We start from the raw sequence: 22,477 nt of genomic DNA on the forward strand, positions 1-22,477 counted from the left end.
TTCGCCCTTCACATCGCGGTAAAGCCGTTATCGACGAACAGATGGGCGCCGTTGACGAAGCTGGCCTCGTCGCTGGCCAGGAACAGGGCTGCCTTCGCGACCTCTTCCGGCTCGCCGATCCGCCCTTGTTGCGCCGCCATTGCCGCGTCGGAGACATCGACGCCGAGTTTGTCGAGATCGGCGACCTCGCGCAGGCCATGCGGTGTCCTGATGAAGCCTGGACAGACCGCATTGCAGCGGATGTTGCGGTCGCGGAACTCGACGGCGATGGCACGCGCGAACATATGGCAGGCGCCCTTGGTGGTGTCGTAAAGCACCTCCATCGGCGTCGCCGCCACCGCCGAGATCGACGAGGTGCAGACGATGGAACCGCCGCCGGCGGCGATCATGCCGGGCAGCACGGCACGCGTCATCAGGAACATCGAACGCACATTGACGGCATGCAGCCAGTCCCATTCCTGCAGCGTGGTCTCCAGGAAGGGTTTGATGACGAGGGTGCCGGCGTGGTTGAACAGAACCGTGACCGGGCCGAATTTTTCCGTCGCGCCCTTCACCGCCGCTTCGACCTGCGCCTCATCCGATACGTCGGCGACCCAGTGCTCGGCGACATGGCCGCGTTGCCTGATTGCCGCTGCGGTGGCCGCCGCCGCTTCGCCGTTGCGGTCGACGATCGCCACCTTGGCGCCCTCGGCCGCGAAAAGCTCCGAGGCCGCACCGCCCATTCCCGTCGCGCCGCCCGAAATGATGGCGACCTTGCCGGCCAGTCTTGTGCCCATGGTTTGCTCCCTGCTGCCTTGCCGTGACGTCGCGGCTTTCCGCTGAAGCGATGCTATCCCTCATCCATTGGATGGCCAAGGAGCCACAGACACATGGACCTGACGTTTCCTGCCGTCACCCCGGCATGCCGCAAAAGGCAGCGCTAAGCAGTAAAAGCACTAATGTGTCTATCATTTGGAGAAAATTGTTCTAAGGGTCGCGCGAAAATAGCACTCGACAAAGTCTACTGATTTTATAGATTAAGCGCCGAGACGGAGGTCGATATGTCCTATAGCCAGAACGCTCAGACTGCCCGCAAAGGCCAAAGGCTGGGTTCCGACCAGGTGTGGCGGCCGGCCTATGCCGGCGCTTTCGCCTATCTCGTCTTTGCCCTTGCGTTTGTATTCACCGGGGCAGTGGTACTGGGGCTGATCCCCTGATTGTCAAGGCTCTGATCATCGAGGCTTCCTCGGGATAGCGGCCTGCCGTTTGCAGAAATTCCGGAGTTGATGAACCGAATGCCGGTGCGCTTTTGCGCGCCCTGATTCCAACGTGATGGAGGAGATGGCAATGCCAATCGAGTTCACGCATGTTCCCGGTAAGATCCACGCTGCCGACGCCAGCTTTTTCTATGACTTTGTCGAGACCGCGACGAAGCTGTCACTGATCGAGGATGCCGGATTCCAGAGGATCGTCATCGACGACCAGGCCGGGCTGCTGACCAATATGGACCTTGCCGCCCAGACGCTGGACCGGACCTCGTCCCTGGAGGTCGTGCTCACGCATTGGGCAGGCGTGATCGAACCAACCGTGGCGGCGCGGCAGCTCGCTGCCCTCGACGCGAGAAGCGGTGGCCGGCTGTCGCTCAGGATGCTCAGCGAGCCGCTGAGCGACGACGATGCCGAGGCACGTCCGGCCGGCCATACGGTGGTCTGGCAACGCATCGACGAATATCTGGTGCTGCTGAAGCGGTTGTGGTCGAACGACAGGCCGTTCGACCATGAAGGCGCCTTTTACAGCATCAAAGGCGGCTATGTGCCGCGCAAGGGGCCGCATGGTGCCGATGTGACCATCCGCATGGGCGGGCAGTCGGGCACTGCGCTCAGGGTCGCGGGCAGGCATGCGGATGTGTTCGAGTTGGCGCCGGGCTCGCTTGCAGAAATCCGCCAGTCAATGGAGCGCGTACGCGGCGCCGCCGCCGAACACGGCCGGGCCGGCAAGCTGCATTTCGCGCTTCCCGTCCGAATCCGTTCGGAAGACAAACCGGCCGCTTCCTGCCAGAAGGCGCTCGAACTTGCCGGGCCGCCGGCGCAGGTCGCGCTTTCGCTGCTTTCCTACGCCGCTTTGGGGATCAAGGAGTTCATGATCGTCGGCGTCGACAGGCCACGCGAGATTGCGACCGCCGGCCGCGAGGCGATCGCGCTCTTGCGCAATTCGCTGGCACGGCGCGAGGCCGATGTCCCTCAGCCGGGGGCGTTTGCGTCACGCGCGACACAGGGAGCACGCGCCGGCTGCTGAAGAGCCTCCGTCGTCCCGCGCCTTGGTGACGGGTCTACCACCATTCCGGGAAAGCCGCGTGAGCCGCCCTGGCCAGCGTCGGTATTTCCTGATCGGGAACGGAGCTGTAGGGCCAGAGCAGTCGTGGGCCGAGCGGCGCCCAGCCGCCGGCCGCCGCCATCGCCTTGTCGAGTGCTGCATCACCGACATTGTAACGGGTGCGAAACGGTAGGACATGTGCGGCGAGGAAGGCCTGTATGCGGGCCTCGACCTCGGCAGCGGCGGCCATGTCGGTGCGGATTATCTGCCACCACATCATCGCGCCCTTCGGGTTGAGGCAGGCAACGTTGGAATAGCTGCCATGGGCCCCTCCAGCATAGCCTGCTGCCAGCGTGTGGCCGGGGACGAAGACGGAAAATCCGTCCAGTTTGCGGCGCATGTCGGCATACCAGCCGGCGTCGCCGCCCGGCAGCTTGGCGCCGACCAGCGATGGCACGGCCGCACGCAGACTGGCGATGCCGTCGAGCGTCAGGTGGCGCTTGGCGTGCGGCGGATTGTAGAGCACCAGCGGCGTTTCAGGCGCGGCGTCGCACAGGCCGCCGGCAAAGCGCATGACCTCGTCGTCGCTGGGCGGCCACCAGTCGGGCAGCGTGAACTGCACCGCCGCCGGGCGAAGTCCGGCGACCCGCGTCAGTCGCTCCAGCGCAACGCGCGGATTGGACTGGCTGATGCCGATCTGGAAAGGAAGGCGCGCGCGGCCGGCTATGGTTGCGACCAACTCACAAAGCCGGTCGAATTCGGGCTCGGTCTGGCAATGGAATTCGCAGGCCGTGCCATTGGAATAGACGCCGTCGACGCCTGAGGCGCAGAGTCGGGCGATCGTCTCTTCCGTCGCCTGCCAGTCGATCGCTCCGCGATCGTCGATGGCCAGCATCACCGCGCCCCAGATGCCGCGCGGTGCGTGTGCGGGCAAGCGGGCCAGATGGTCGTCGAGGTCAGCGTCCACCGGCGATCTCGTGTTCGCGGCGGGTTTCGTTCGACGCGAAGGCAGCCTCGATAATAGCGATGATCTTGCGCGCATAGATGCCGTCGACCGGGACAGGCGTGTCATCGGCAATGGCATCGCGCATTGCGTTCCATTCGCGCACCAGCGCGTTATGCATCCAGTTCGGCTCAAAGGAACCGGGCAGCTCGGTCCAGACCGTCTCGCGGCCAAGCATGGTGCCGCGGTCCATGTCGATGCGCAGCGTTCCCCGCTCGCAGACCAGATCCATGGCATAGGTGGTGGCGCCGGTGCGATAGCCGACGCTCTGCACCTGGCCGATGCCGCCGCCGGCGAAGCGCAATCCGAGCAGAGCGCTGTCGTCTGCTTCCTGGTCATGGAACTTGGCGCCGAGCATGCCGCTCACCGACACGACATCGTCATCCATCAGCCAGACCAGGCGATCGACCGCGTGGATGCCGGCCGTCAACAGCATGCCGCCGCCGGTCGCCTTGCGCAGATGCCAGTCGCGGCGATTGTGCTCCATCCACAGCTTGATGATCCAGCTCGATCCGGCGAGCGGCCGGCCGAGCTCGCCTTCCTCCAGAATTTGCCTGGCCGCCATGCAGGGCAGGGCGAAATGCATGAGGTGGGCGACCATCAGCTTGATGCCACCCTTGGCCACGGCGGCGTTGATCGCATCGCAGGCAGCCACCGTCGGCGCCATCGGTTTTTCGAGCAGGATATGCTTGCCGGCCTTTGCCGCGCCGATGGCCATTTCGGCATGGAGATGGTGCGGGCTGGCAATGAGGACCGCATCGACCTCCTTGTCGTCCAGCAGCCTTCGCCAGTCCGCGTAGCCGCGGCCGCCATGTTCAGCGGTGAATTGCTGCAGTGCGTCGGCATTTCCTCGAGAGGCGGCGACGAGGCGAATATTTCCAACCTCGCGGATTGCCCGCGCATGGGCTGCGCCGAAATCGCCGGCGCCGATAATTCCTATTCCAATCATGGTCCTGCCTTTTGATAAGCGGCGTCGATCAGCGACATCGCCGCAACATAATCTTCGATGGACACCGGCGGAGGCGCCTTTCTGGCCAGCCGGTCAAGCGTATCGCGCATGAACAGACGATAGCGCGTTGCCGGCAGTTCGACCGGCAAGTCGACGATTGCCGCGTCGTCGAGCGTTGCGCAGATAACATGGTCGCCATGATCGATGAGGGTGGCATTGGCACTGACGATGCGCCACTCGAAGTCACCGCCGGGGCGCATCGAAGCAAAGGTGTAACCGGCCTCGACGATGAACAGCGCGCCGGCCTCGTCTTCCAGCACCAGAAGTGCGTGATCCTCGACCGGGCCGGGATGGATGCGGTTCGCGATCGAAACGCTTTTCAGGCCGAGCTTGCCGGTTGCGAGGCTGAGTGCCGCGTCGACGCCGTGTATGCCGAGATTCCTCAACGCACCCCCGCCACCAACCGCCGGGTCGAGCACCCAGGCGACACCGTCGGCGATGTAGCGTTGCGGCGGGCCGTTGACCAGCCGGAACTGGCAATGCGCCACGGGGCCGGCGCGACCTTGCCGGCGCAGCCGTTCAAGGCCGGCAACGGCCGGCCCGAAACGGTTGGGCAGGGGAACAGCGACAAAAGCCTGGTGCTGCCTGGCAAGGTCGCGCAGCGCCATCAGTTCCCTCGTATGGCTGGCCGCCGGCTTCTCCAGGATCAGCGGTATCCTTGCCGCGATGATCGCACGTGCCCGCGCCGGCACCATCGAAGGGTGCCCCATCAACAGGATCACATCCGGCGGGCTGGAGAGTATCTCCTTGAAATCTTCGATAAACGGCAGGTCGTGATGCGCGGCGAACGCTTGCGCTTGGCCAGGATCCTCGTCCCAGATACCGGTGATCTCCGTGCCGTAAAAGCGTGCGGCGTCGAGGTGTATTTCGGCGTGCCAGTGGCTCGAGCCGGCGAGGGTAATCTTCATTCGGAGGCAGCAGCTTTGTTATGGGCTTGCAGGATATCCTACAAGTGGCTATACGACAAGCGGCGGGCAAGCTTCAGCGGATGATGAAGGCAGTGGGATGGCGGAACTGAAGTCGATCGAACCGTTGAGCAGACCGCCGCTGCTTCACGTCACCGTGCAGGAAAGCCTCAGGGCCTATATCGAAAGCAACCAGCTCAAGGCAGGCGATCCCCTGCCGCCGGAGACGTTCCTGGCGCAGCGGCTCGGCGTCGGCCGCAACTCCGTGCGGGAAGCCATCAAGGCGCTGGAATCGATCGGCATCCTGGAGACGCGACGCGGCATCGGCGTGTTCGTCAAGGAGTTCTCGTTCAAGCCGCTGCTGGATAACCTGGCCTACGGTTTGCAGGATTCGCTGCGCGATGTCGAAGAGCTGCGCGAAATCCGTCGCGTGCTGGAAACCGGCCTCATCGCCAAGACGATCGAGATGATCAGTGCCGAGGACATCGAGGCGCTGCGCCAGTTGACCGAGCGCATGCGGCAACGTGCCGAGCGCCATGAGAGCTTCGCCGAAGAGGACCAGCAATTCCATCAGCTGCTGTTCCGCTGCCAGAACAATCACATGCTGAGCGCGCTGATCGACATCTTCTGGACGGCGTTCAACAAGGCCTCGAATTTCACCAATCTCGATAATCCGACGCCGCTGGCGACATGGCGCGACCATCACGAGATCGTCGAGGCTGTCGCCGCCAAGGACGTCGACCAGGCGCGTCGGCGGCTCGACGACCATTACCGGGGGATCCAGCAGGTTATCGCAAAAAACCGAACAAGCTGAAGAACAACCTGACTATGCCAAGGGAGGAAACCATGCGTATCAGGACCATCGCATTCTCAGTCGCCGGGCTGCTGCTCGCCAGCATTGCCCCATTGACCAGTGTCCAGGCACAAAGCGCCAAGACCATTGCGGGCGGCTTCGACGTCGGTCCCGGCGGTTTTCCCAAGAACTTCAACCCGCTGGTGGCGACCGGCGGCTACACCTGGATCAGCACCTATTTTGAACCGCTGGTCATCTACAATGCCGGGCTGGCCGATATCGAAGGCGACCTCGCCAAGGACTACAAGATCAGCGACGACCAGCTGAGCTATACGTTCAACCTGGTCAACGAGACCTGGCATGACGGCAAACCGTTCACCTCGAAGGACGTCAAGTTCACCCTCGAGCTTGCCAAGAACAAGGCCTCCGGCAGCCTGTTTGCCGCCCGCCTCGCCAACATCGCCTCGGTCGATGCCCCGGATGACCACACCGCAGTGGTGAAGCTATCGAAACCGAACGGCTCGTTTCTATCCATCCTCTCGCAGCTGATGATCCTGCCGGAGCATGCCCTGGCCGCTCTGCCGCCGGAATCGCTGGCGACAAGCACCTGGTGGTCGACCACTCCGGTCGGCACCGGCCCGTTCAAGTTCAAGCGCTACGTGACCGACCAATATGTCGAACTGGCAGCCGATGACGATTATCGCGGCGGCAAGCCGAAGGTAGACGTGCTCATCAACCGCTATTTCGAGTCGCCGGCGGCGGCCGTTGCCGCGCTCCGTGCCGGCGAAATCCAGTTCACCTATGTCGAGCCCGACGATGCGGCATCGTTCAAGAGCGACAGCAATTTCAAGGTGATCGAAGGTGCCTCGTACGTGGTCAACTATATCGGCCTGAACCAGAAGGTCGACCTGTTTAGGGATATCCGTGTCCGCCAGGCGATCATGTACGCGATCGATCGCAACGCAATCATCGACAGCCTCTACGGCGGTGCCGCCGAGCCAGCCAATTGCGGCTATGTCGCGCCGCATCTCGTTCCCGCAGGCCTCGAACCCTATGCCTACGATCCGGCAAAGGCCAAGGCGCTGCTGAGCGAGGCCGGCTGGGACAAGATCAACGGCGACAAGCCGATCACCTTGCTGACCTATTACGGCTCGCCGCAAGCGGCCAATGTGATGGCCGCTGTCCAGTCGATGCTGGCCGAGGTCGGCATCAATGTGGTGCCGCGGGTCGTCGATACGCCGACCTACAACGGCATCGTCTACAAGCAAGGCACGCCGGACTGGAACGCCTTTCCGATGGTCTATGCCGGCCTGCAGAACGGCCCCAACCCGGCCGGCCTCAATCCCGGCCTCAACAAGTCGCAGATCCCGCCGGCAGGCTTCAACACCATGCGCATCGAGTTCGACGATCTGAGCACCGCATTGGACGCCGCGCTAGGCCAAACCGATCCGGCCAAGCTCGATCAATCCTGGCAGGGGGTCTGCAAGGTGATGAACAAGGAGCTACCCTGGGCCACGTTGTGGGTGGCCAACCGCTATGGCGTAGCCTCCAACAAGCTGCATGACTTCGTCTGGACGCCGGCGCCGGGCGGCGGCCCCTACGCAGCTCACCCCGAGCGCTGGGACATCCAGTAAGAAACCCGCAACCAAGCGAGCAGGCGGGACCACTTTGGCGCCGCCTGCCACCGCCACGGAAAGCCCATGTTGAGCTTCATCGCCCGCCGCAGCGCCACAGGATTGCTGATGCTGGTCGCGCTCAGCGTCCTCATCTTCATCCTGTTGCGGCTGGCGCCGGGCGATCCGATCGACGCCTATATCAACCCATCGGTCCCCATGTCGGCTTCCGACCTCGAGGGCCTGCGCGAACGGCTCGGGCTCGATCGGCCGCTTCCCGTGCAATATCTCGCCTGGCTGCGCGCGGCGCTGAGCGGTGACTTCGGCTATTCGATTCAGCGCAGCGGCGTTGCCGTGCTGCCACTGGTCATGGAACGCATCGGCCCGACGGCGCTGCTGATGGGTACGGGCCTGGCGATCGCCATCGTGCTCGGCATTTCCGCCGGCATTTTCAGCGCGGTGCGCCGTAACGAACCATCCGACATCGCGCTGTCGGTGCTGTCGTTTATCGGTATCTCCAGCCCGGCTTTTCTGACAGCGCTGCTCGGTCTCTATTTCTTCTCGGTGCTGCTGCGCTGGGCGCCGTCCGGCGGCATGCAGACCGCGGGTGCGCCGTTCTCGGCGACGGATGTGCTTGCGCACCTCGTCCTGCCCGCCTGCCTGCTGTCCGTCGGCCATGCCGCGCTGATCATGCGTTACATGCGCGCCTCGCTGCTGGAAGTGCTCAACCAGGATTACGTGCGGACGGCGCGTGCCAAGGGCGTGCGCGAGTTCTGGGTGATCATCAAGCATGCAACCCGCAATGCGCTCTTGCCGGTCATTACCTTGATCGGCTCGACTGTCGGCATCGCCATCGGCGGCGCCATCTTCCTGGAAAGCGTGTTCAACTGGCCGGGCATGGGACTGCTTCTGGTCAACGCCGTCGGCACCCGCGATTACCCGGTGATCATGGGCGCTACCCTGGTGATCGGCGTTTGCGTCATCCTGGTCAACCTCTTGACCGACGTCGTCTATGCCGTCGTCGACCCGCGCATTCAGGTGGCATGATGGCAATCACTGCGCCGGACCCAACGGTCGACCCGACAGCCGTGCCGCAAACCAAAGGCCCGCTTCGCCGCGCGTTCGACCGCTTTTTTGAAAACCGCGCGGCGCGTGCCGGGCTTTTGATCGTCATCCCGATCCTGCTGGCTGTTTCGACCTATCCTTTGTGGTGGCCGTTCGGTCCTAACACCATCGACCTCCGAGCAATGAACAAGGCGCCGTCGGCCATTCATTGGCTGGGCAGCGACGGCGTCGGGCGCGACGTCATGGCCCGGTTGCTGCAAGGCGGGCGGATCTCATTGCTGGTCGCCGTCTGCTCGGTCGCCATATCGACCGTCATCGGCTTCCTGGTCGGCGCCGTCGCCAGCTTTGGCGGGCGTCTTGTCGACGGCACGGTGATGCGCCTGGTCGACCTGGCGATGACGCTGCCGCCGGTGATCTTCCTGCTGGTGCTGGCTTCGATCGCCGGCACCGGTATCGCCCCGACCATCCTGGTGATCTCGCTGCTCTCCTGGCCGGTGCTGTCGCGCATGGTGCGCGCCCGGCTGCTCGAACTGCGCGAGCGCGATTTTGTCGTCGCTGCCCGCGGCATGGGGGCAGGGCTGCCGCATCTCTTGTTCCGGCACGGCCTGCCCAACTGCATCGATATCCTGGTCGTCTACGCCACCTTGCAGATCGCCAACGCCATCCTGCTCGAGGCCGGCCTGTCCTTCCTGGGCCTCGGCATCGCACCGCCCGAAGCCAGCTGGGGCAACATGCTCAATCTCGCCCGCTCCACCGTCGTGCTTGAAAATTACCCCTGGCAATGGATGTTCCCGGGCGCCGCACTGGTGCTCACCGTGCTCGCCATCAATTTCATCGGCGACGGCTTGCGCGACGCATTCGACCCTCGCTCCGATCTCAACTGACCTCAAAGGTTCATCAAAATGCCCCTGTTTACCGGCGTCGTGCCACCTGTCGTCACCCCGCTCAATGCCGATTTCAGCATCGACTTCCCGTCGTTCACCCGCACTATCGAGAACCTGCTCGACGGTGGTGTTCACGGGCTGTTTGTGCTCGGCTCGACCAGCGAGGTGGTCTTCCACGACGAGGCGGGCCGCAGGGCCGTCCTCGAGCACGCGGTCAAGGTCAATAACGGCCGGGTTCCGATCTTCGCCGGGGTCATCGACCCGACGACCGACCGCGTCATCAACCACGCCCGGATCGCCAGATCGGCCGGCGCCGACGCCATCGTCGTCACCGCGCCGTTTTATACCCGCACCAGCCAGCCGGAGATCGGCGACCACTTCCGCTATATCAAGGATGCGATCGACATTCCGGTCATCGCCTACGACATCCCGGTCTGCGTCCACGTCAAGCTGGAGCGCAAGACCACGGTCGGCCTCGCCAGGGAAGGCGCCATCGCGGGCATCAAGGATTCCAGCGGCGATGACGGCAATCTGCGTTACGTGCTCAAGGACATGGCCGACGACCCCGGCTTCTTCGGCATGACCGGCTCCGAGATACTGGTCGATAGCGTGCTGGCGATGGGTGCGCATGGCGTCGTGCCGGGGCTCGCCAATGTCGACCCGCATGGTTATGTCAGGCTGTGGAAGCTGACGCAGGCGGGCCAGCATGCCGAAGCCCGCCTGGAGCAGGAGCGGTTGTTGAAACTGTTCGAGATCGTCTGGATCTCGCTCGGCAGGACCAGCGCCGGCTCGGCCGGCGTCGGCGCCTTCAAGGCGGCGATGAAGAGCCTCGGCATCATCGCCTCGAACACCATGGCGCGGCCGCAGCGCAGCCTGAACGACGAGGAAACCGCAAAGATCGACATGATCCTTCGCGATGTGGGGCTGCTCCGCTGAGTGCCGCGCCGATCCTCTCGATTTCCGGCCTCCGCTCGGTGTTCCGCATCGCGGGGCGCGACATCGCGGCGGTAACGGATGTCGACCTGACGATCGGCTCCGGCGAGACGGTGGCGCTCGTCGGCGAATCCGGATCCGGCAAATCCGTCACCAGCCTGTCGATCATCGGCCTGTTGCCGAAAAGGGTCGGACATATTGCCGAGGGATCGATCGCGCTGCGGCGCAAGAACGGCACGGTCACCGAGCTGACCAGCCTCGATGCCGAGTCGCTGCGCAAGATACGCGGCAATGAGATCGGCATGGTGTTCCAGGAGCCGATGACCAGCCTCAACCCGGTCTACACGATCGGCGAGCAGATCGCCGAACCGATCCGCATCCATCTCGGCAAATCGCACCGCGAGGCAGCAGCGGACGCGGTGCGGCTGCTGGAACAGGTCGGCATTCCCGATCCGAAGCAGCGGGCGCGGCAATATCCACACGAACTTTCGGGCGGGATGCGCCAGCGCGCCACCATCGCCATGGCGCTGTCCTGCGATCCGGGCTTGCTGATCGCCGACGAGCCGACAACCGCATTGGATGTCACCATACAGGCCCAGATACTCGATCTTTTGGCCGAGCTGCAGGCGCAGCGCGGCATGGGCATCCTGTTCGTCACCCACAATCTCGGCGTCGTCGCCGAAATCGCCGACCGGGTAGCGGTGATGTATGCGGGGCGTATCGTCGAAACAGGTCCGGTGAGCGAAGTGTTCACCCGTCCGCGTCATCCCTACACCGCCGGGTTGATGCGCTCGGTGCCGCGGCTCGGACAGGCCACGGCGCTGAAGGCGGCGGGAACGCCGCTGCCGACCATTGCCGGAAATGTTCCGTCGCTCGCCTTGCTGCCCAAGGGCTGTTCCTTCGCGCCGCGTTGCCCGATGGCTATCGCTGCCTGCCGCGCCGCGGTCCCGCCATTGTTTGGGGCGACGCCGACCCAGCAAAGCCGCTGCCTGCGCTGGGAGGAGCTCTGATGGCCGACGCCCCTTTCCTCGCTGTCAAAAACCTGACCAAGCATTTTGCGCCGACAGCGTTCTCGCGCGGACCCGTCGTAAGGGCGTTGGAGGATATTTCCTTCGATATCAGGCGTGGCCAGGTGGTCGGCCTGGTCGGCGAATCCGGGTCCGGCAAGACGACGATCGGCCGCTCGGTGCTGCGTCTGATCGAGCCGACATCCGGCCAAATCAACTATGACGGCACCGACATCACCAGGCTGGGTGCCGCCCAGTTGCGCCGCCAGCGCCGCAAGATGCAGTATATTTTCCAGGATCCCTTCGCCAGCCTGTCGCCGCGCATGACGATAGGGCAGATCCTCACCGAAGGCCTGGACATTCAAGGCATCGGCAAGAAGTCCGAACGGCGGGCGAAGGCCGAGGAGGCACTTGCCGCGGTCGAGTTGCCGGTCGACGCCTATGACCGCTACGCCCATGAATTTTCGGGCGGCCAGCGCCAGCGCATCGGCATCGCCCGGGCGCTGACGCTCGAGCCGGAATTCATCGTCGCCGACGAGCCGGTCTCGGCGCTCGACGTCTCGATCCAGGCGCAAATCATCAATCTGTTGCGCAACCTGCAGCTCCGGCTCGGGCTGACCATGCTGTTCATTTCGCACGATCTGGCTGTCGTCGAGTACATCTGCGACACGGTCATCGTGCTCTATCTCGGGCGCATCATGGAGGTTGCGCCGGCGGCCGAGCTTTATGCCCGGCCGCAGCATCCCTACACGCGCGCGCTGCTGTCAGCCATTCCGTCGCTCGATCCGCTGGCCAGGCAAGGCCGGCAGGTGCTCAAGGGCGATATTCCAAGCCCGGCAAACCCGCCGTCGGGCTGCGTTTTCCGAACCCGTTGCCCGTTTGCGCTGGAGGCTTGCGCCGGGGCTGTACCGCCGCTGAGGGCGACAGCCGAGGGCCATCTGAAGGCCTGCATTCGCGACGACATCGCTTAGGTTTTTTGCCCTGTGCCTACGGGAGAACTTGGGCGAGATGGACAAGGTCGTCGGCCACAAAGTCCCAGCTCTCAAGAGGCGAGAGATCGGTCGTCTGCGCCGGGCCATGCTCTTTTGGCCGAGCAATAAAGGCGGTTCCGAGACCGCACCTTCGTGCCGCAGCCAGGTCGTCATTATGCGCGGCGACCAACACGGCCTCCGCAGGTCGCACCCCCAGGATCTCCACTGCGCGGAGATAAGCCTGCGGCGCAGGCTTATAGGTGCCGAACACATCCGAGCCAAGGACGGTGTCCCAAGGCAGGCCGGCGCGCTTGGCCATATCCAGCAACAGCCGGGTGTTGCCTCCCGACAAGGGCGCGATGATGAAGCGCTCCCTTAGCCTCGCAAGGCCTTTCAGCGAATCGGGCCACGGCTCCAGCCGGTGCCAGGCGAGGTTGAGTTCCTCAAGTTCGGCGGTCGGCAGCTCGGACGGGGCCAGCCCGAACTGGACGAGGGTGGCGTCCAGATTCTCCCTGTTGATCACGTCAAGTGAAACGAAAGGCCGGTGCCCCGTCCGCACCGCCTCGGTCGAGGCGTCATAGCGCGACGCCCACGCATCGGCGAATTCACCGGGATCGACCTGCTGTACACCATTTCGCGCGAGGAAGGCGCCGGCCTCCCTTGCGATACCGCTGCGCCAATCAACGACGGTTCCCAGAACATCGAAGAATAGGACTCGAGTGGCGGTCATATTGAGCTTTCCGGTCGGGTTGCGGTGGGTGTCCTGCCGCATCAGTCGCGATAGGACGGATCGACGTCGTCGAGCTGCTGATCAGATAGTCGAAATGTTTAAAAGCCTGATCGCGAAGGTGGTTCCCCCGGGCTCATTGAAACGTCGTCGACACCAACCCATATGCAATGCGCGTCGGATGTTTCCTCCCATTCGTCCGGCGCGTTCCCCTCTGAAGGTTTTCGACCTTCACATCTGGCCGGGCTTTGCAGCCCGGCCTTTTTTTGCGGGGTAAGTGAGCGAGCCGAGATCATGGCGCAGGGGTGCCCAGCGTATCGATGCGTTTCGCCAGCGCCGCGGGATCGCCAAGCACGCGCAGCGTCTTCAGCCGAGCTGTGCCGCCGGCGGCGATCGAGACGGCCGATGCCGGCACGCCAAGCGCCTTAGCTACCAGCCTTTCCAGCGCTCGATTGGCGGCTCCGTTTTCCGGCACGGCGCGGACGCGGGCTTTTAGATAGCTTCGCCCATCCACCGATGTTTCGATGCCCTCCAGCCTGTCCATCGCCGCTTTCGGCGTCAGCCGGACGAACAGGTCGATGCCGTCGGCGCGCGTGCGGAACGGCGCACTCATGGACGCCCTGGGCTCAGACGACCAGCGAAAGCACGGTGGTGAGCAGGAACTGCCGGATGAAGAACAGGATCAGCAGCAGGATGATCGGCGAGATGTCGATGCCGCCGAGGTCGGGCATGAAGCGGCGGATCGGCCGAAGCGCCGGCTCGGTCAGCCGATAGAGCATGTTGCTGATGGTGTCGACGAACTGGTTGCGCGAGTTGACGACGTTGAAGGCGTAGAGCCAGGAAAATATCGCCGAGGCGATGATGATCCACCAGTAAAGGTCAAGCGCCATGACAATGGTCTGAATGAGGGCGATCATGCCGGTCTCCGATTGTTGCCGACATGTAGCCACTGTAGGTGAAAGCGGCAAGAGCCGCCTTCCGCCGCATGGCGAAGCCGGACGAACGGCCGAACGGCATTTCGGCAGCACGCGCAGCCTTGACAGGAAACCGCAGCGGCCGATAAAAGCCCCATCCGCTGGACGGGGCTGTAGCTCAGCTGGGAGAGCGCGTCGTTCGCAATGACGAGGTCAGGAGTTCGATCCTCCTCAGCTCCACCAGCGGATTTTTTCGCACCCTTTGCCTGGATGAATTCCAAGGAAATCCTCCTTGGCTTCACGGCGTCTCTCAGATGAAGCTCGCGAACGCATTGCAGCCTGCTGGCGGCTTGGCACTATCGTTGCCGGGTGGATTCACATCGGCGACGTAAAGACCCTCTACACCAGTAGCGTATGCGGCCTATTGCCACTGCGCCTCGTCCTTGCCAGACTTGGTCCGTCTTCAAAACCGAGGGGAATTCACCATGACCAGCGCGACAAGGCGTGATTTTGTAGGTCTTACAGGAATGGCAGCGACTGCCCTGGCCGGTGCTGTTGCAACACGAGCTACCGCTGCGGAAAGCGACGTATCGCCATCGTTCGATGAGGTTCTTCAAGAGTACAATCAAAACAACACAGAAAGGACTAGATCAAAGCTGGCGATCTATGTGGTGCTTTCTCATCTGCACGCCAGCCTCGAGGACGAATTTAGTGACCTTGGGCTAGAGCTGCCTTTAGGAAAAAAGGCCTTGCCATCGAATCTGCCGGCCAATTTCGAGGACGCGCAGGTTGCACCCCTTCCTTGGCTCTTCAAGCCCTCGGAAGTTACCGACCACGAACGAAACGGCTATGCGGCGATTGCAATGCGAATGAACGCAGTGATGGCAAGACACACCGCCGACGTGAGTGTCGGGGTTTCGCATATCATGTCGCACAAGGGATAACCGCGACCTTGCCGGCGAGCACGGCACGTCAGGCGAGCACAACGCCGGCCGGCGATTTGTTGTTGCGGGCGAACCGATTACCTGTTTTCGCGAGGCGACTGCGCTGCGAGAGTCCTCACAATGGATAAATCCTTCCGGGACGCGCCGCGCGAGATAGCAAAGCTCTCGGCACCCCGGCCAGTGGGAATTGTCAGCCGTCCGCGCGTAGTGGCGCTGCTTTCGCAGGCCCTCGACAGTGGTGCATGCTGGCTGGCTGCGCCTGGTGGATACGGCAAGACGACCGCGGTGATCGACTTTCTGGAACACGGCGGGCTGGAACAAGGCGGCCTGAAGCAAGGCGAATCGGCGTATAACTGGTATCGGGTCGACACCGAGGACCAGGACGTTGCGCGCCTTTTCCACTATCTGACGCTGTCACTCGACGGCAGGCATGCCGGCATGCCGGTCTTTGGTCCGGAATATGCCGACAATTCCGACGATTTCGCGCGGCTGTTCTTCCGCACCTATTTCTCGCGGCTTGATCCGGGCACGATCCTGGTCCTCGACGATCTGCATCGTGCCGATGCGCCAGGCTTTCGCCAGACGCTGGCGATCCTGTTGCGCGAACGCCCCAACACCGTCCGCTGCATCTGCACATCGCGGATGCTGCCCGAGGGCGATGTCGCCGACCTCGTGCTGTCGGGACAGTTGCCGGTGCTCAACCAAACGCTGCTGGAGTTTTCGCCTGCGGAGGCTCGCAACCTCGTCACCGCCCGCTCGCAATCGCCGTCCGAGGTCGGCGACATTTCGGAGGCGCGCGGCTGGGCGGTGGGCCTTCTCCTGCTGGCCAACGCCGGAATGTACTACCCGCTTTCGCAGACCGGCCTTGCCGGAGGCGCCGGCCTTCGGGAGATTGTCGGACGTTATTTCCTGCGCGACATCGCGCCGGAGGACCAGGATCTGCTTATCAGGCTCAACGTTCTGCCGGAGATCAGCACGGAGCTTGCCGATGCGTTCCTGGGCTCGCCGCAGGCTGCTCGCCTGCTGGTGCGGCTGCAGCATCGCCAGCTGCTGATCACGCGCGACGGTCCGGGCGGCGCCGCCTTCCAGCTGCATGACTTGTTGCGCGAATACCTTGCCGGCCTACTGGACCGGCGCGTGACGGAAGCGGACCGTTCCAGGCTGCGCGAGCAGGCAGCAAAGGTCCTGCACGAGGCAGACAAAACCGACGCGGCAATCGTGCTGGCGTTGCAGGCGGGCGCCTGGCCGCTGGCACGCCAGCTCATTCTGGAGTGCGCTAACGGCGTTCTCTCGCAAGGGCGCAGGGCCAGCTTCGTCGAATGGTGCAACAGGCTGCCCCCCGACCAGATGGACGGGTGGGTCCATTATTGGCTGGGCGTCGCCTTCGCATCGGACGATGCGAAGGCCGAACCGCACTTCTCCAAGGCATGGCAAGCATTCGAGAACACCGACATGCGCGGCCAATGCCTGACGGTCGCGCGGGCGGTCGTAGTCAAGACCGCCAGCTGGCGTACGCATGAGGGGCTGGCGGATTGGACGCGCCGAGCCTCACAGGTTCTTGCCAAGGGATTGCCGGAGTTGGATCCGGAGGAACTCATGATGGTCAGGCTCGGCATCCTGCGGGCCGTCGATTTCGCCGAACCTGGCGAATTCGACGCCCATGACGCGAAGCGCCTCGTGAATGATATCCAGCAGCGCCTGACACATCTGCCGATCGAGGATTCGGTCGAGTTGCGCCTGCTGGCAAGCGAAGCGCTCATCGACTACGCAACCTCGTCGGGGCAGCGCGACATTTTTGCCAATGCCGTGGACAGCGTTGCCGCCGATCTCGAACATCCGGATATCCCACCGCTGGTGCTCGGCATGTGGCTGGTGTCCTTTGGCTCGGCCAGCGGCCGTTACTTCCCGTATTCGCGGCGCGGTTTTGTCTATGCCTCGGCCGAGGATGCGTTGCGACGCGCAACGGCGATAGGCGAGCAGCACGCCTTACGGGGCGTCGAGTTCAGCGCCCTCTATCAGCTTCAATTGCTGATGAAGCTTCACAACAGGTTCTCGGAATTCAATGCGCTTGTCTCCCGGCTGGGCGAGATCGCGGACAGCAGGTTCACAACCCAGGTCGCTGTAGTCGCCGACTGCCACGCGGCGATGCACACCCGCAACGGCGACTTCGTCAAGGCTTATCTCGACTGCGATGCCTTCATGGATGCGATCGAGCGGGCGAATGAGCCGATGATCGAACGCTGGCCGCATTACGTTACCAAATACCAGGTCCTGGTGGCCGATCGGCGTCCAGCGGAGGCCATTGCGCTACTCCAGGAGATCGTCGAAAGGCTGAGCGGCGGCCCTCGCCAGCGCGTCGAACTCAACATTCTGGCCGCTCAGGCCCTGGAGCAGAAGTGGAACGGCGGCGCGTCCTATGGCAGTCGTCTGGCTGAATTCATGGAGGCGTTGCGCCAGGTCAACCCCTCCGCAATCCTGCTCAACCTGCCGGACCTATTGGCCGATCTGGTCGCCGATGCGCTGGAGCGAAAGATCGACATCGATCTCTGCCGCCGCGTCGTTCGGGCGCGATATCTGGTCCCGCCCGCTGGCCGACCCGCCCAGTGGCCTTGGCCGCTCAGGATCCACTTGATGGGAGGCTTTCGCCTCGAAATCGATGGCGCCGAGGTCGCGCCCGGTGCCAAACCTACCCGCGCGCTCGACATATTGCGCATTATCTGCCTGTCGAGGGACCAGGTCTGTTCGGTGGAAACCCTGCAGGATTGGCTCTGGCCCGACCTCGACGGCGACCAGGCCAAAGCGGCCTTGGAGCAGGCGCTGCATCGTCTGCGCAAATTGCTCGGGCAAGGCGAACTCGTGACGCTGAGAGAAGGCCGTTTGCGGCTCGCTGCCGACAAGGTCTGGATCGATCTGCAGGATTGGGAAGACCGGCTGAAACCCGTTCTGTCGGGCCAAAGAGACAGCGCAATCGAGGAGCAGGAGATGCTGCTGGAAAGCTTTGTCGGCCCGCTTTTCTCGAATGGCCCGACGCCCGCCTGGTCGAACGCCGCGGCCGACCGGGTGCGGGACGGGTTGGTGGAGCTTGCCGTGCGGATCGCCAAACACTGGCAGAGCCAAGGCAACGCAGATCGGGCACGCCAGGCGTGCCGGCGTGCGCTCGATTTCTACCCGGAATCGGCCAAACTCCATGGCACGCTCATCCAGGAGAGCCTCTCCAGGAACGACCATGCCGGCGCCATCGAGGATTACCGGCGCTATGAACGCGCGCTCGCTTCGACCGGCGATGACGAGCCCTCGCCTTTGCTGCGTTCGCTCGTGCGCCCGTTTCTCTAGACCGGTTCATCGTTTCACGGAAACGCCGAACCGCTCTATCTCTTTATTTTTGCGCAATTCCGGACGGAAAACCGTTCCACACTTTTCCTGGAATTGCTCTGGCGCAGCTCGGAACTCCGTAAGCCGTCCGTAAGTCGCGGTCTGGGAACCTCGGCCCGTCGATCAAAACCGATCGCCGGAGGCCTGAAGCCCCCGATACCAACACTCACAGGAAGGAAAAGGTCATGCCGTATACTGCCAGAGCAACTTCGAGAGTGCGTGCCGGCACCATCCGCGCTGGAGCCACAAGACTTTCCGACCAGCTCAGGATCGGGCCTTGGTCGCTCCTCTCGCCCGAAGCTGTCATACAGCAAAAGTACAACTCCCTTGGAGGCGCCGGCTTCGCCGAGATCGACAGGAAGGACACTGGAAAAGCCTGGTATCTCAAGAACGGCTCATGCATTTGCTACAACGATGCCATGCACAACGCCTTTGAGATCCATGGCGAAATCTACAGGAAGTGGATTGCGCTTGGCGGTCTCGCGTGGGGCATTCCCTGCACCGACGAAACCGGAACTCCCGACGGCGTCGGCCGATACAATCACTTCAACAACAATACCGCTTCGATCTACTGGACACCGAACACCGGTGCTCAAGCGATTTGGGGGGCAATTCGCGGCAAATGGGCAGCAATGGGCTGGGAGCGCTCGGTTCTCGGCTATCCGGTCACCGACGAAACCGGAACTCCCGACGGCGTCGGGCGCTACAACCATTTTGCCAATGCCGGCTCGATCTACTGGACACCGAACACAGGAGCCAACGTGGTGTACGGCGACATTCGAAAGAAGTGGGAAAGCTTGGGCTGGGAACAGTCATATCTGGGGTACCCAACGACCGACGAGACCGAATTTGCCGACGGTGGCCGTGCCAATCTGTTTGAAAACGGCGGCATATACTGGTGGCCCGACACCGGCGCGATCGACCTTCGAGACGTCGTCGTCCACTATACCGGCCTCCATTGCTTCGGCGAGACCGACTGGGATCAGGGGCCGGGTGGTGCGGACGAGCCCTATGTCATCGTCAGCGTGGCAACGCCGCAGATCGCCGACACCAAGCGCAGCCAGGTCTATGGCGACGTCGATGCGGGAGATACGAGACCCGACCTGATGGAGGTCTATCGAGGCAAGCCCTACGGCATCAATATCGGTACGGTGCTGATGGAAAATGATTTCGGCGATCCGAACAAGTACAAGGACGAAGTGCAGAAGGTCGTGATGGGCGTCCATACGGCGGGTACGCTGGCTTTGGGCCTCATTCCGGTGGCAGGACCTATCATTGCCGCCATAGCCGGCCCGGCCCTGGAAACCTTGATGCCATCGATCGGCGGCGCCATCAGCGATCTCTTCGATTGGGGCGATGACAGGATCGGGAGCGCGACAGTGACCATCTCCGCAAAGCAGATGGTGTTGCTCGCGGCACGTACGAACAATACCACCTTCAGCGGGATTGGGTTCAAAGTGGAAACGCCCCTGATTTCCGGCGACGGGGCGTCCTACAAAGCCTATTTTGGCTTTGTGCCTGCCTAGGCCAGTCGGCTCGGCAAAAACCTTCGCCGAGACAATCAAACTTACCAGCCCCGCCTTCCATTGGCGGGGCTGCCACTTCGCGACTGAGAGTTTCCGTAGCGGTCGTCGCAAGGCGCGATCCGGATGCGGCAGCGGCCGATCAGCATAGCGGGCAAGCTGTCGTTGCCTACCCCGCACAGCCCGTAGCGCCGACATGAACGCGGCTCCTTCGGCCGGAACGATGGAGACCGCATTAAGTGCAGTCACCTCAACGACGCGGCCGCAGCCAACGAGGCCGAGCGGGACCGGCGGAAACCGGATCAGGCGGTGCGCAACCCGCCGCCATGACAGCCGAGATCAATCAGGATGGAAAGAGAACGGTGACAAGAGCGGGCATGCATCACACCAGCCCGCGCTTGGCCATCATTGCTTCCGGTGAAGGCATCTTGCCGCGGAAGGCGGTGTAAAGTTCTTCGGGGTCCTTCGAGCCGCCGGCGGCGTAGATGTTCTTGCGCAGCCGCTCGGCCAGCGCCGGGTTGAAGGGATCGCCTGTTTCCTCGAAGGCGGCGAACGCGTCGGCGTCGAGAACTTCCGACCACATGTAGGAATAGTAGCCGGCCGAATAGCCATCGCCGGCAAAGATATGGCCGAAATGCGGGGTGCGGTGACGCATGGCGATGGTGTCAGGCATGTTGAGTTTTTCGAGCGTTTCGCCTTCGAAACGAAGCGGCTGGTCCGGTGCATCCGGCCGGGCGTGGTAGGCCATGTCGACCAAAGCCGAGGCGGTGAACTCGACGGTGGCGAAGCCGGCGCCGAAGGTGCGCGCCGCCAGCATCTTGTCGACCAGCGCCTTTGGCATCGGCTTGCCGGTCTTGACGTGCAGCGCATGCTTTTCCAGCACCGCCGGCACCGTCAGCCAGTGTTCGTAGAGCTGCGAGGGCAGCTCGACGAAATCGCGGCTGACCGAGGTGCCAGCGACCGATGGCCAGGTAACGTCGGTTAGCATGCCGTGCAGCGCGTGACCGAATTCGTGGAACAGGGTCTTGGCCTCGTCGACCGACAGCAAGGCTGCCTCGCCGGCCGGCGGCTTGGCGAAATTCATGATGTTGTAGATGACCGGCTTGGAGCCATCGCCAAGCTTGTAGCCGGATTTCAGCGCGCTCATCCAGGCGCCGGAGCGCTTCGAGGGCCGCGCGAAATAGTCGGCGAGGAACAGGCCGCGCTCGCTGCCGTCGGCATTCTTCACGACGAAAACACGTGAGTCCGGATGCCAGGTGGCAATGCCCTTCTTTTCTTCGAAAGAAATGCCGAACAATCGTGTTGCCACGTCGAAACAGGCGTCGATGATGCGGTCGAGCTGCAGGTACGGCTTCAGCTCGGCCTCGTCGAAGGCGAATTTCTCTGCGCGCAGCTTCTCCTGATAGAAGCGCCAGTCCCAGGCGGCGAATTTCTCGTTGCTGCCGGCCTCGGCCGCCAGCCGCTGCAATTCGGCCTGGTCGCTTGCGGCCTTTTCCACCGCCTTTTCCCAGACTGGATCGAGCAGCGCGTGCACCGCCTCCGGCGCCTTGGCCATGGTGTCGTCGAGCTTCAACGCGGCGTAGGAAGCGTAACCGAGCAGCTTCGCCTTTTCGGCGCGCAGGCGCAGCATGTCGCGCACCACGTCGGTGTTGTCGGTAGCGCCGCCATTCTGGCCACGCATGATGAAGGCGCGGAACGCTGTCTCGCGCAGGTCGCGGCGCTCTGAGAAGGTCGAGAACGGCTCGTAGATCGAACGCGACAGAGTGACGGCGTAGCGGCCCTTCTGGCCGCGCATCTCGGCGGCTTCCGCCATCGAGCTTTTCAGGAATTCCGGCAGGCCGGCCAGGTCTGCGTCGTCGAGGAACAACGCCCAGTCGCGCTCGTCGGCAAGCACGTTCTGGCCGAAATTGGTGCCGAGCGACGACAATTCCTCGTTGATCGATGCAAGCCGCTTCTTGCCTTCGGCGTCGAGCCTGGCGCCGGAGCGGACGAAATTTTTCCAGGTCTTTTCCAGCACCCGCAGCGTTTCGGCATCGAGCTTCAAAGCCTCGCGGCGCTGATAGAGATCGTCGATGCGGGCAAACAGTCGCTCATTCATCGAAATCGCCGAGTAATGCCGCGACATCTTTGGCGAGATGTCGCGCTCCAGCGCCTGGATCGCTTCATTGGTGTGGGCGCCGGCGCGGCACCAGAAGATCGAGGAGACATGGTCGAGCGCCTCGCCGGCAAGCTCGAGCGAGGCAAGCGTGTTTTCGATCGTCGGTGTCCCGGTGTTGCCGGCAATCGCCTCGATCTCGGCCTCATGCGCCTTGAGGGCCTCATCGAAGACCGGAGAAAAATCACCGTCGCCGATGCGCGTGAAATCGGGCAGGCCGAGCGGCCCTTGCCATGCGGTCAGCGGATGAGCGGCGAGGTCGACGGTGGACGGCATGGGCAAACTTTCGCTGAGTGGCGGGAGAAGATGGATCGTCACCGATGTAAGGCGCCGGCCGGTTGCGCGCAACAGCGGGTCCCGTTCATGG

At 63.2% G+C, this 22,477-nt stretch carries 20 protein-coding genes and 1 tRNA gene; 13 read left to right on the forward strand and 8 right to left on the reverse strand.

The window, feature by feature from the left end; all coding sequences use genetic code 11:
- Positions 1-8: 8 nt before the first annotated feature.
- A complete protein-coding gene (locus NKI16_RS26180; protein WP_352470743.1) occupies positions 9-776 on the reverse strand; it encodes an SDR family NAD(P)-dependent oxidoreductase in 768 nt (255 codons plus the stop codon).
- A 264-nt stretch (positions 777-1,040) separates the two neighbouring features.
- Here NKI16_RS26180 and NKI16_RS26185 point away from each other — a divergent pair, with 264 nt between their 5' ends.
- Positions 1,041-1,196, forward strand: coding sequence for a hypothetical protein (locus NKI16_RS26185; protein WP_023678176.1), 156 nt, complete (start codon positions 1,041-1,043; stop codon positions 1,194-1,196).
- Between the two features lie 130 nt (positions 1,197-1,326).
- Entirely contained in the window at positions 1,327-2,274 is a 948-nt protein-coding gene (locus tag NKI16_RS26190) for an LLM class flavin-dependent oxidoreductase (protein WP_352623021.1), read from the forward strand.
- Positions 2,275-2,308: 34 nt separating this feature from the next.
- Here NKI16_RS26190 and NKI16_RS26195 read toward each other — a convergent pair whose 3' ends face one another.
- From NKI16_RS26195 to NKI16_RS26205, 3 genes are read right to left on the reverse strand one after another with little or no spacing between them, the layout of a single operon-like run.
- The gene (locus NKI16_RS26195) at positions 2,309-3,259 is read right to left on the reverse strand and encodes a dihydrodipicolinate synthase family protein (protein WP_280952108.1); all 951 of its coding nucleotides are present in this window, start codon (positions 3,257-3,259) and stop codon (positions 2,309-2,311) included.
- On the reverse strand, positions 3,249-4,244 hold the full coding sequence (locus NKI16_RS26200; RefSeq protein ID WP_023678173.1) for a Gfo/Idh/MocA family protein: 996 nt from the start codon (positions 4,242-4,244) through the stop codon (positions 3,249-3,251). Before NKI16_RS26200 ends, NKI16_RS26195 begins: the two co-directional genes overlap by 11 nt.
- Positions 4,241-5,212 carry a Gfo/Idh/MocA family protein gene (locus tag NKI16_RS26205; RefSeq protein ID WP_031212079.1) on the reverse strand — a complete coding sequence of 324 codons (972 nt, stop codon included), beginning with the start codon at positions 5,210-5,212 and terminating at the stop codon, positions 4,241-4,243. The genes NKI16_RS26200 and NKI16_RS26205 overlap by 4 nt, the downstream gene beginning before the upstream one ends.
- Positions 5,213-5,309: 97 nt before the next feature.
- Here NKI16_RS26205 and NKI16_RS26210 point away from each other — a divergent pair, with 97 nt between their 5' ends.
- The 7 genes from NKI16_RS26210 to NKI16_RS26240 all read left to right on the forward strand — a co-directional run bounded on the left by NKI16_RS26210 (position 5,310) and on the right by NKI16_RS26240 (position 12,475).
- Positions 5,310-6,023: a FadR/GntR family transcriptional regulator gene (locus tag NKI16_RS26210; RefSeq protein WP_031212077.1), complete on the forward strand. Its 714-nt coding sequence runs from the start codon at positions 5,310-5,312 to the stop codon at positions 6,021-6,023.
- Positions 6,024-6,055: 32 nt separating this feature from the next.
- The gene (locus NKI16_RS26215; RefSeq protein WP_352569474.1) at positions 6,056-7,636 is read left to right on the forward strand and encodes an ABC transporter substrate-binding protein; all 1,581 of its coding nucleotides are present in this window, start codon (positions 6,056-6,058) and stop codon (positions 7,634-7,636) included.
- Positions 7,637-7,702: 66 nt separating this feature from the next.
- The gene (locus tag NKI16_RS26220; protein WP_023678169.1) at positions 7,703-8,662 is read left to right on the forward strand and encodes an ABC transporter permease; all 960 of its coding nucleotides are present in this window, start codon (positions 7,703-7,705) and stop codon (positions 8,660-8,662) included.
- Positions 8,659-9,564: an ABC transporter permease gene (locus NKI16_RS26225; protein ID WP_502897626.1), complete on the forward strand. Its 906-nt coding sequence runs from the start codon at positions 8,659-8,661 to the stop codon at positions 9,562-9,564. Before NKI16_RS26220 ends, NKI16_RS26225 begins: the two co-directional genes overlap by 4 nt.
- 18 nt (positions 9,565-9,582) lie before the next feature.
- Positions 9,583-10,500, forward strand: a complete 918-nt coding sequence (locus NKI16_RS26230; protein ID WP_352451273.1) for a dihydrodipicolinate synthase family protein — start codon at positions 9,583-9,585, stop codon at positions 10,498-10,500.
- Positions 10,497-11,507, forward strand: coding sequence for an ABC transporter ATP-binding protein (locus NKI16_RS26235; protein WP_352782354.1), 1,011 nt, complete (start codon positions 10,497-10,499; stop codon positions 11,505-11,507). Before NKI16_RS26230 ends, NKI16_RS26235 begins: the two co-directional genes overlap by 4 nt.
- Complete coding sequence (locus NKI16_RS26240) at positions 11,507-12,475, forward strand: ABC transporter ATP-binding protein (RefSeq protein ID WP_352923877.1); 969 nt, start codon at positions 11,507-11,509, stop codon at positions 12,473-12,475. Before NKI16_RS26235 ends, NKI16_RS26240 begins: the two co-directional genes overlap by 1 nt.
- 16 nt (positions 12,476-12,491) lie before the next feature.
- Here NKI16_RS26240 and NKI16_RS26245 read toward each other — a convergent pair whose 3' ends face one another.
- The 3 genes from NKI16_RS26245 to NKI16_RS26255 all read right to left on the reverse strand — a co-directional run bounded on the left by NKI16_RS26245 (position 12,492) and on the right by NKI16_RS26255 (position 14,119).
- Complete coding sequence (locus tag NKI16_RS26245) at positions 12,492-13,205, reverse strand: haloacid dehalogenase type II (protein WP_352840055.1); 714 nt, start codon at positions 13,203-13,205, stop codon at positions 12,492-12,494.
- 289 nt (positions 13,206-13,494) lie between these two features.
- Positions 13,495-13,815, reverse strand: a complete 321-nt coding sequence (locus tag NKI16_RS26250) for a DUF167 family protein (protein ID WP_352704910.1) — start codon at positions 13,813-13,815, stop codon at positions 13,495-13,497.
- Between the two features lie 13 nt (positions 13,816-13,828).
- Positions 13,829-14,119, reverse strand: a complete 291-nt coding sequence (locus NKI16_RS26255) for a YggT family protein (RefSeq protein ID WP_023678162.1) — start codon at positions 14,117-14,119, stop codon at positions 13,829-13,831.
- A 164-nt stretch (positions 14,120-14,283) separates the two neighbouring features.
- Here NKI16_RS26255 and NKI16_RS26260 point away from each other — a divergent pair.
- The 4 genes from NKI16_RS26260 (at position 14,284) to NKI16_RS26275 (ending at position 19,958) form a co-directional block, all read left to right on the forward strand.
- A tRNA-Ala gene (locus NKI16_RS26260) sits at positions 14,284-14,359 on the forward strand.
- Between the two features lie 242 nt (positions 14,360-14,601).
- Positions 14,602-15,060, forward strand: a complete 459-nt coding sequence (locus NKI16_RS26265; protein ID WP_352782342.1) for a hypothetical protein — start codon at positions 14,602-14,604, stop codon at positions 15,058-15,060.
- Positions 15,061-15,180: 120 nt separating this feature from the next.
- Entirely contained in the window at positions 15,181-18,393 is a 3,213-nt protein-coding gene (locus tag NKI16_RS26270; protein ID WP_352782344.1) for an AfsR/SARP family transcriptional regulator, read from the forward strand.
- A 224-nt stretch (positions 18,394-18,617) separates the two neighbouring features.
- Positions 18,618-19,958 carry an LGFP repeat-containing protein gene (locus tag NKI16_RS26275; RefSeq protein ID WP_084641302.1) on the forward strand — a complete coding sequence of 447 codons (1,341 nt, stop codon included), beginning with the start codon at positions 18,618-18,620 and terminating at the stop codon, positions 19,956-19,958.
- A gap of 379 nt (positions 19,959-20,337) precedes the next feature.
- Here NKI16_RS26275 and NKI16_RS26280 read toward each other — a convergent pair whose 3' ends face one another.
- Positions 20,338-22,392: a M3 family metallopeptidase gene (locus NKI16_RS26280; protein WP_023678158.1), complete on the reverse strand. Its 2,055-nt coding sequence runs from the start codon at positions 22,390-22,392 to the stop codon at positions 20,338-20,340.
- Positions 22,393-22,477: the final 85 nt, after the last annotated feature.

Source organism: Mesorhizobium sp. M0698, assembly GCF_040320455.1.
In the GTDB taxonomy this organism is placed as follows: Bacteria; Pseudomonadota; Alphaproteobacteria; order Rhizobiales; family Rhizobiaceae; genus Mesorhizobium.

Coding starts and splice junctions, on each gene's coding strand:
- NKI16_RS26180 (WP_352470743.1), bottom strand. CDS start 776: ATGGGCACAAGACTGGCCGGCAAGGTCGCCATCATTTCGGGCGGCGCG.
- NKI16_RS26185 (WP_023678176.1), top strand. CDS start 1,041: ATGTCCTATAGCCAGAACGCTCAGACTGCCCGCAAAGGCCAAAGGCTG.
- NKI16_RS26190 (WP_352623021.1), top strand. CDS start 1,327: ATGCCAATCGAGTTCACGCATGTTCCCGGTAAGATCCACGCTGCCGAC.
- NKI16_RS26200 (WP_023678173.1), bottom strand. CDS start 4,244: ATGATTGGAATAGGAATTATCGGCGCCGGCGATTTCGGCGCAGCCCAT.
- NKI16_RS26205 (WP_031212079.1), bottom strand. CDS start 5,212: ATGAAGATTACCCTCGCCGGCTCGAGCCACTGGCACGCCGAAATACAC.
- NKI16_RS26210 (WP_031212077.1), top strand. CDS start 5,310: ATGGCGGAACTGAAGTCGATCGAACCGTTGAGCAGACCGCCGCTGCTT.
- NKI16_RS26215 (WP_352569474.1), top strand. CDS start 6,056: ATGCGTATCAGGACCATCGCATTCTCAGTCGCCGGGCTGCTGCTCGCC.
- NKI16_RS26220 (WP_023678169.1), top strand. CDS start 7,703: ATGTTGAGCTTCATCGCCCGCCGCAGCGCCACAGGATTGCTGATGCTG.
- NKI16_RS26225 (WP_502897626.1), top strand. CDS start 8,659: ATGATGGCAATCACTGCGCCGGACCCAACGGTCGACCCGACAGCCGTG.
- NKI16_RS26230 (WP_352451273.1), top strand. CDS start 9,583: ATGCCCCTGTTTACCGGCGTCGTGCCACCTGTCGTCACCCCGCTCAAT.
- NKI16_RS26240 (WP_352923877.1), top strand. CDS start 11,507: ATGGCCGACGCCCCTTTCCTCGCTGTCAAAAACCTGACCAAGCATTTT.
- NKI16_RS26245 (WP_352840055.1), bottom strand. CDS start 13,205: ATGACCGCCACTCGAGTCCTATTCTTCGATGTTCTGGGAACCGTCGTT.
- NKI16_RS26250 (WP_352704910.1), bottom strand. CDS start 13,815: ATGAGTGCGCCGTTCCGCACGCGCGCCGACGGCATCGACCTGTTCGTC.
- NKI16_RS26255 (WP_023678162.1), bottom strand. CDS start 14,119: ATGATCGCCCTCATTCAGACCATTGTCATGGCGCTTGACCTTTACTGG.
- NKI16_RS26265 (WP_352782342.1), top strand. CDS start 14,602: ATGACCAGCGCGACAAGGCGTGATTTTGTAGGTCTTACAGGAATGGCA.
- NKI16_RS26270 (WP_352782344.1), top strand. CDS start 15,181: ATGGATAAATCCTTCCGGGACGCGCCGCGCGAGATAGCAAAGCTCTCG.
- NKI16_RS26275 (WP_084641302.1), top strand. CDS start 18,618: ATGCCGTATACTGCCAGAGCAACTTCGAGAGTGCGTGCCGGCACCATC.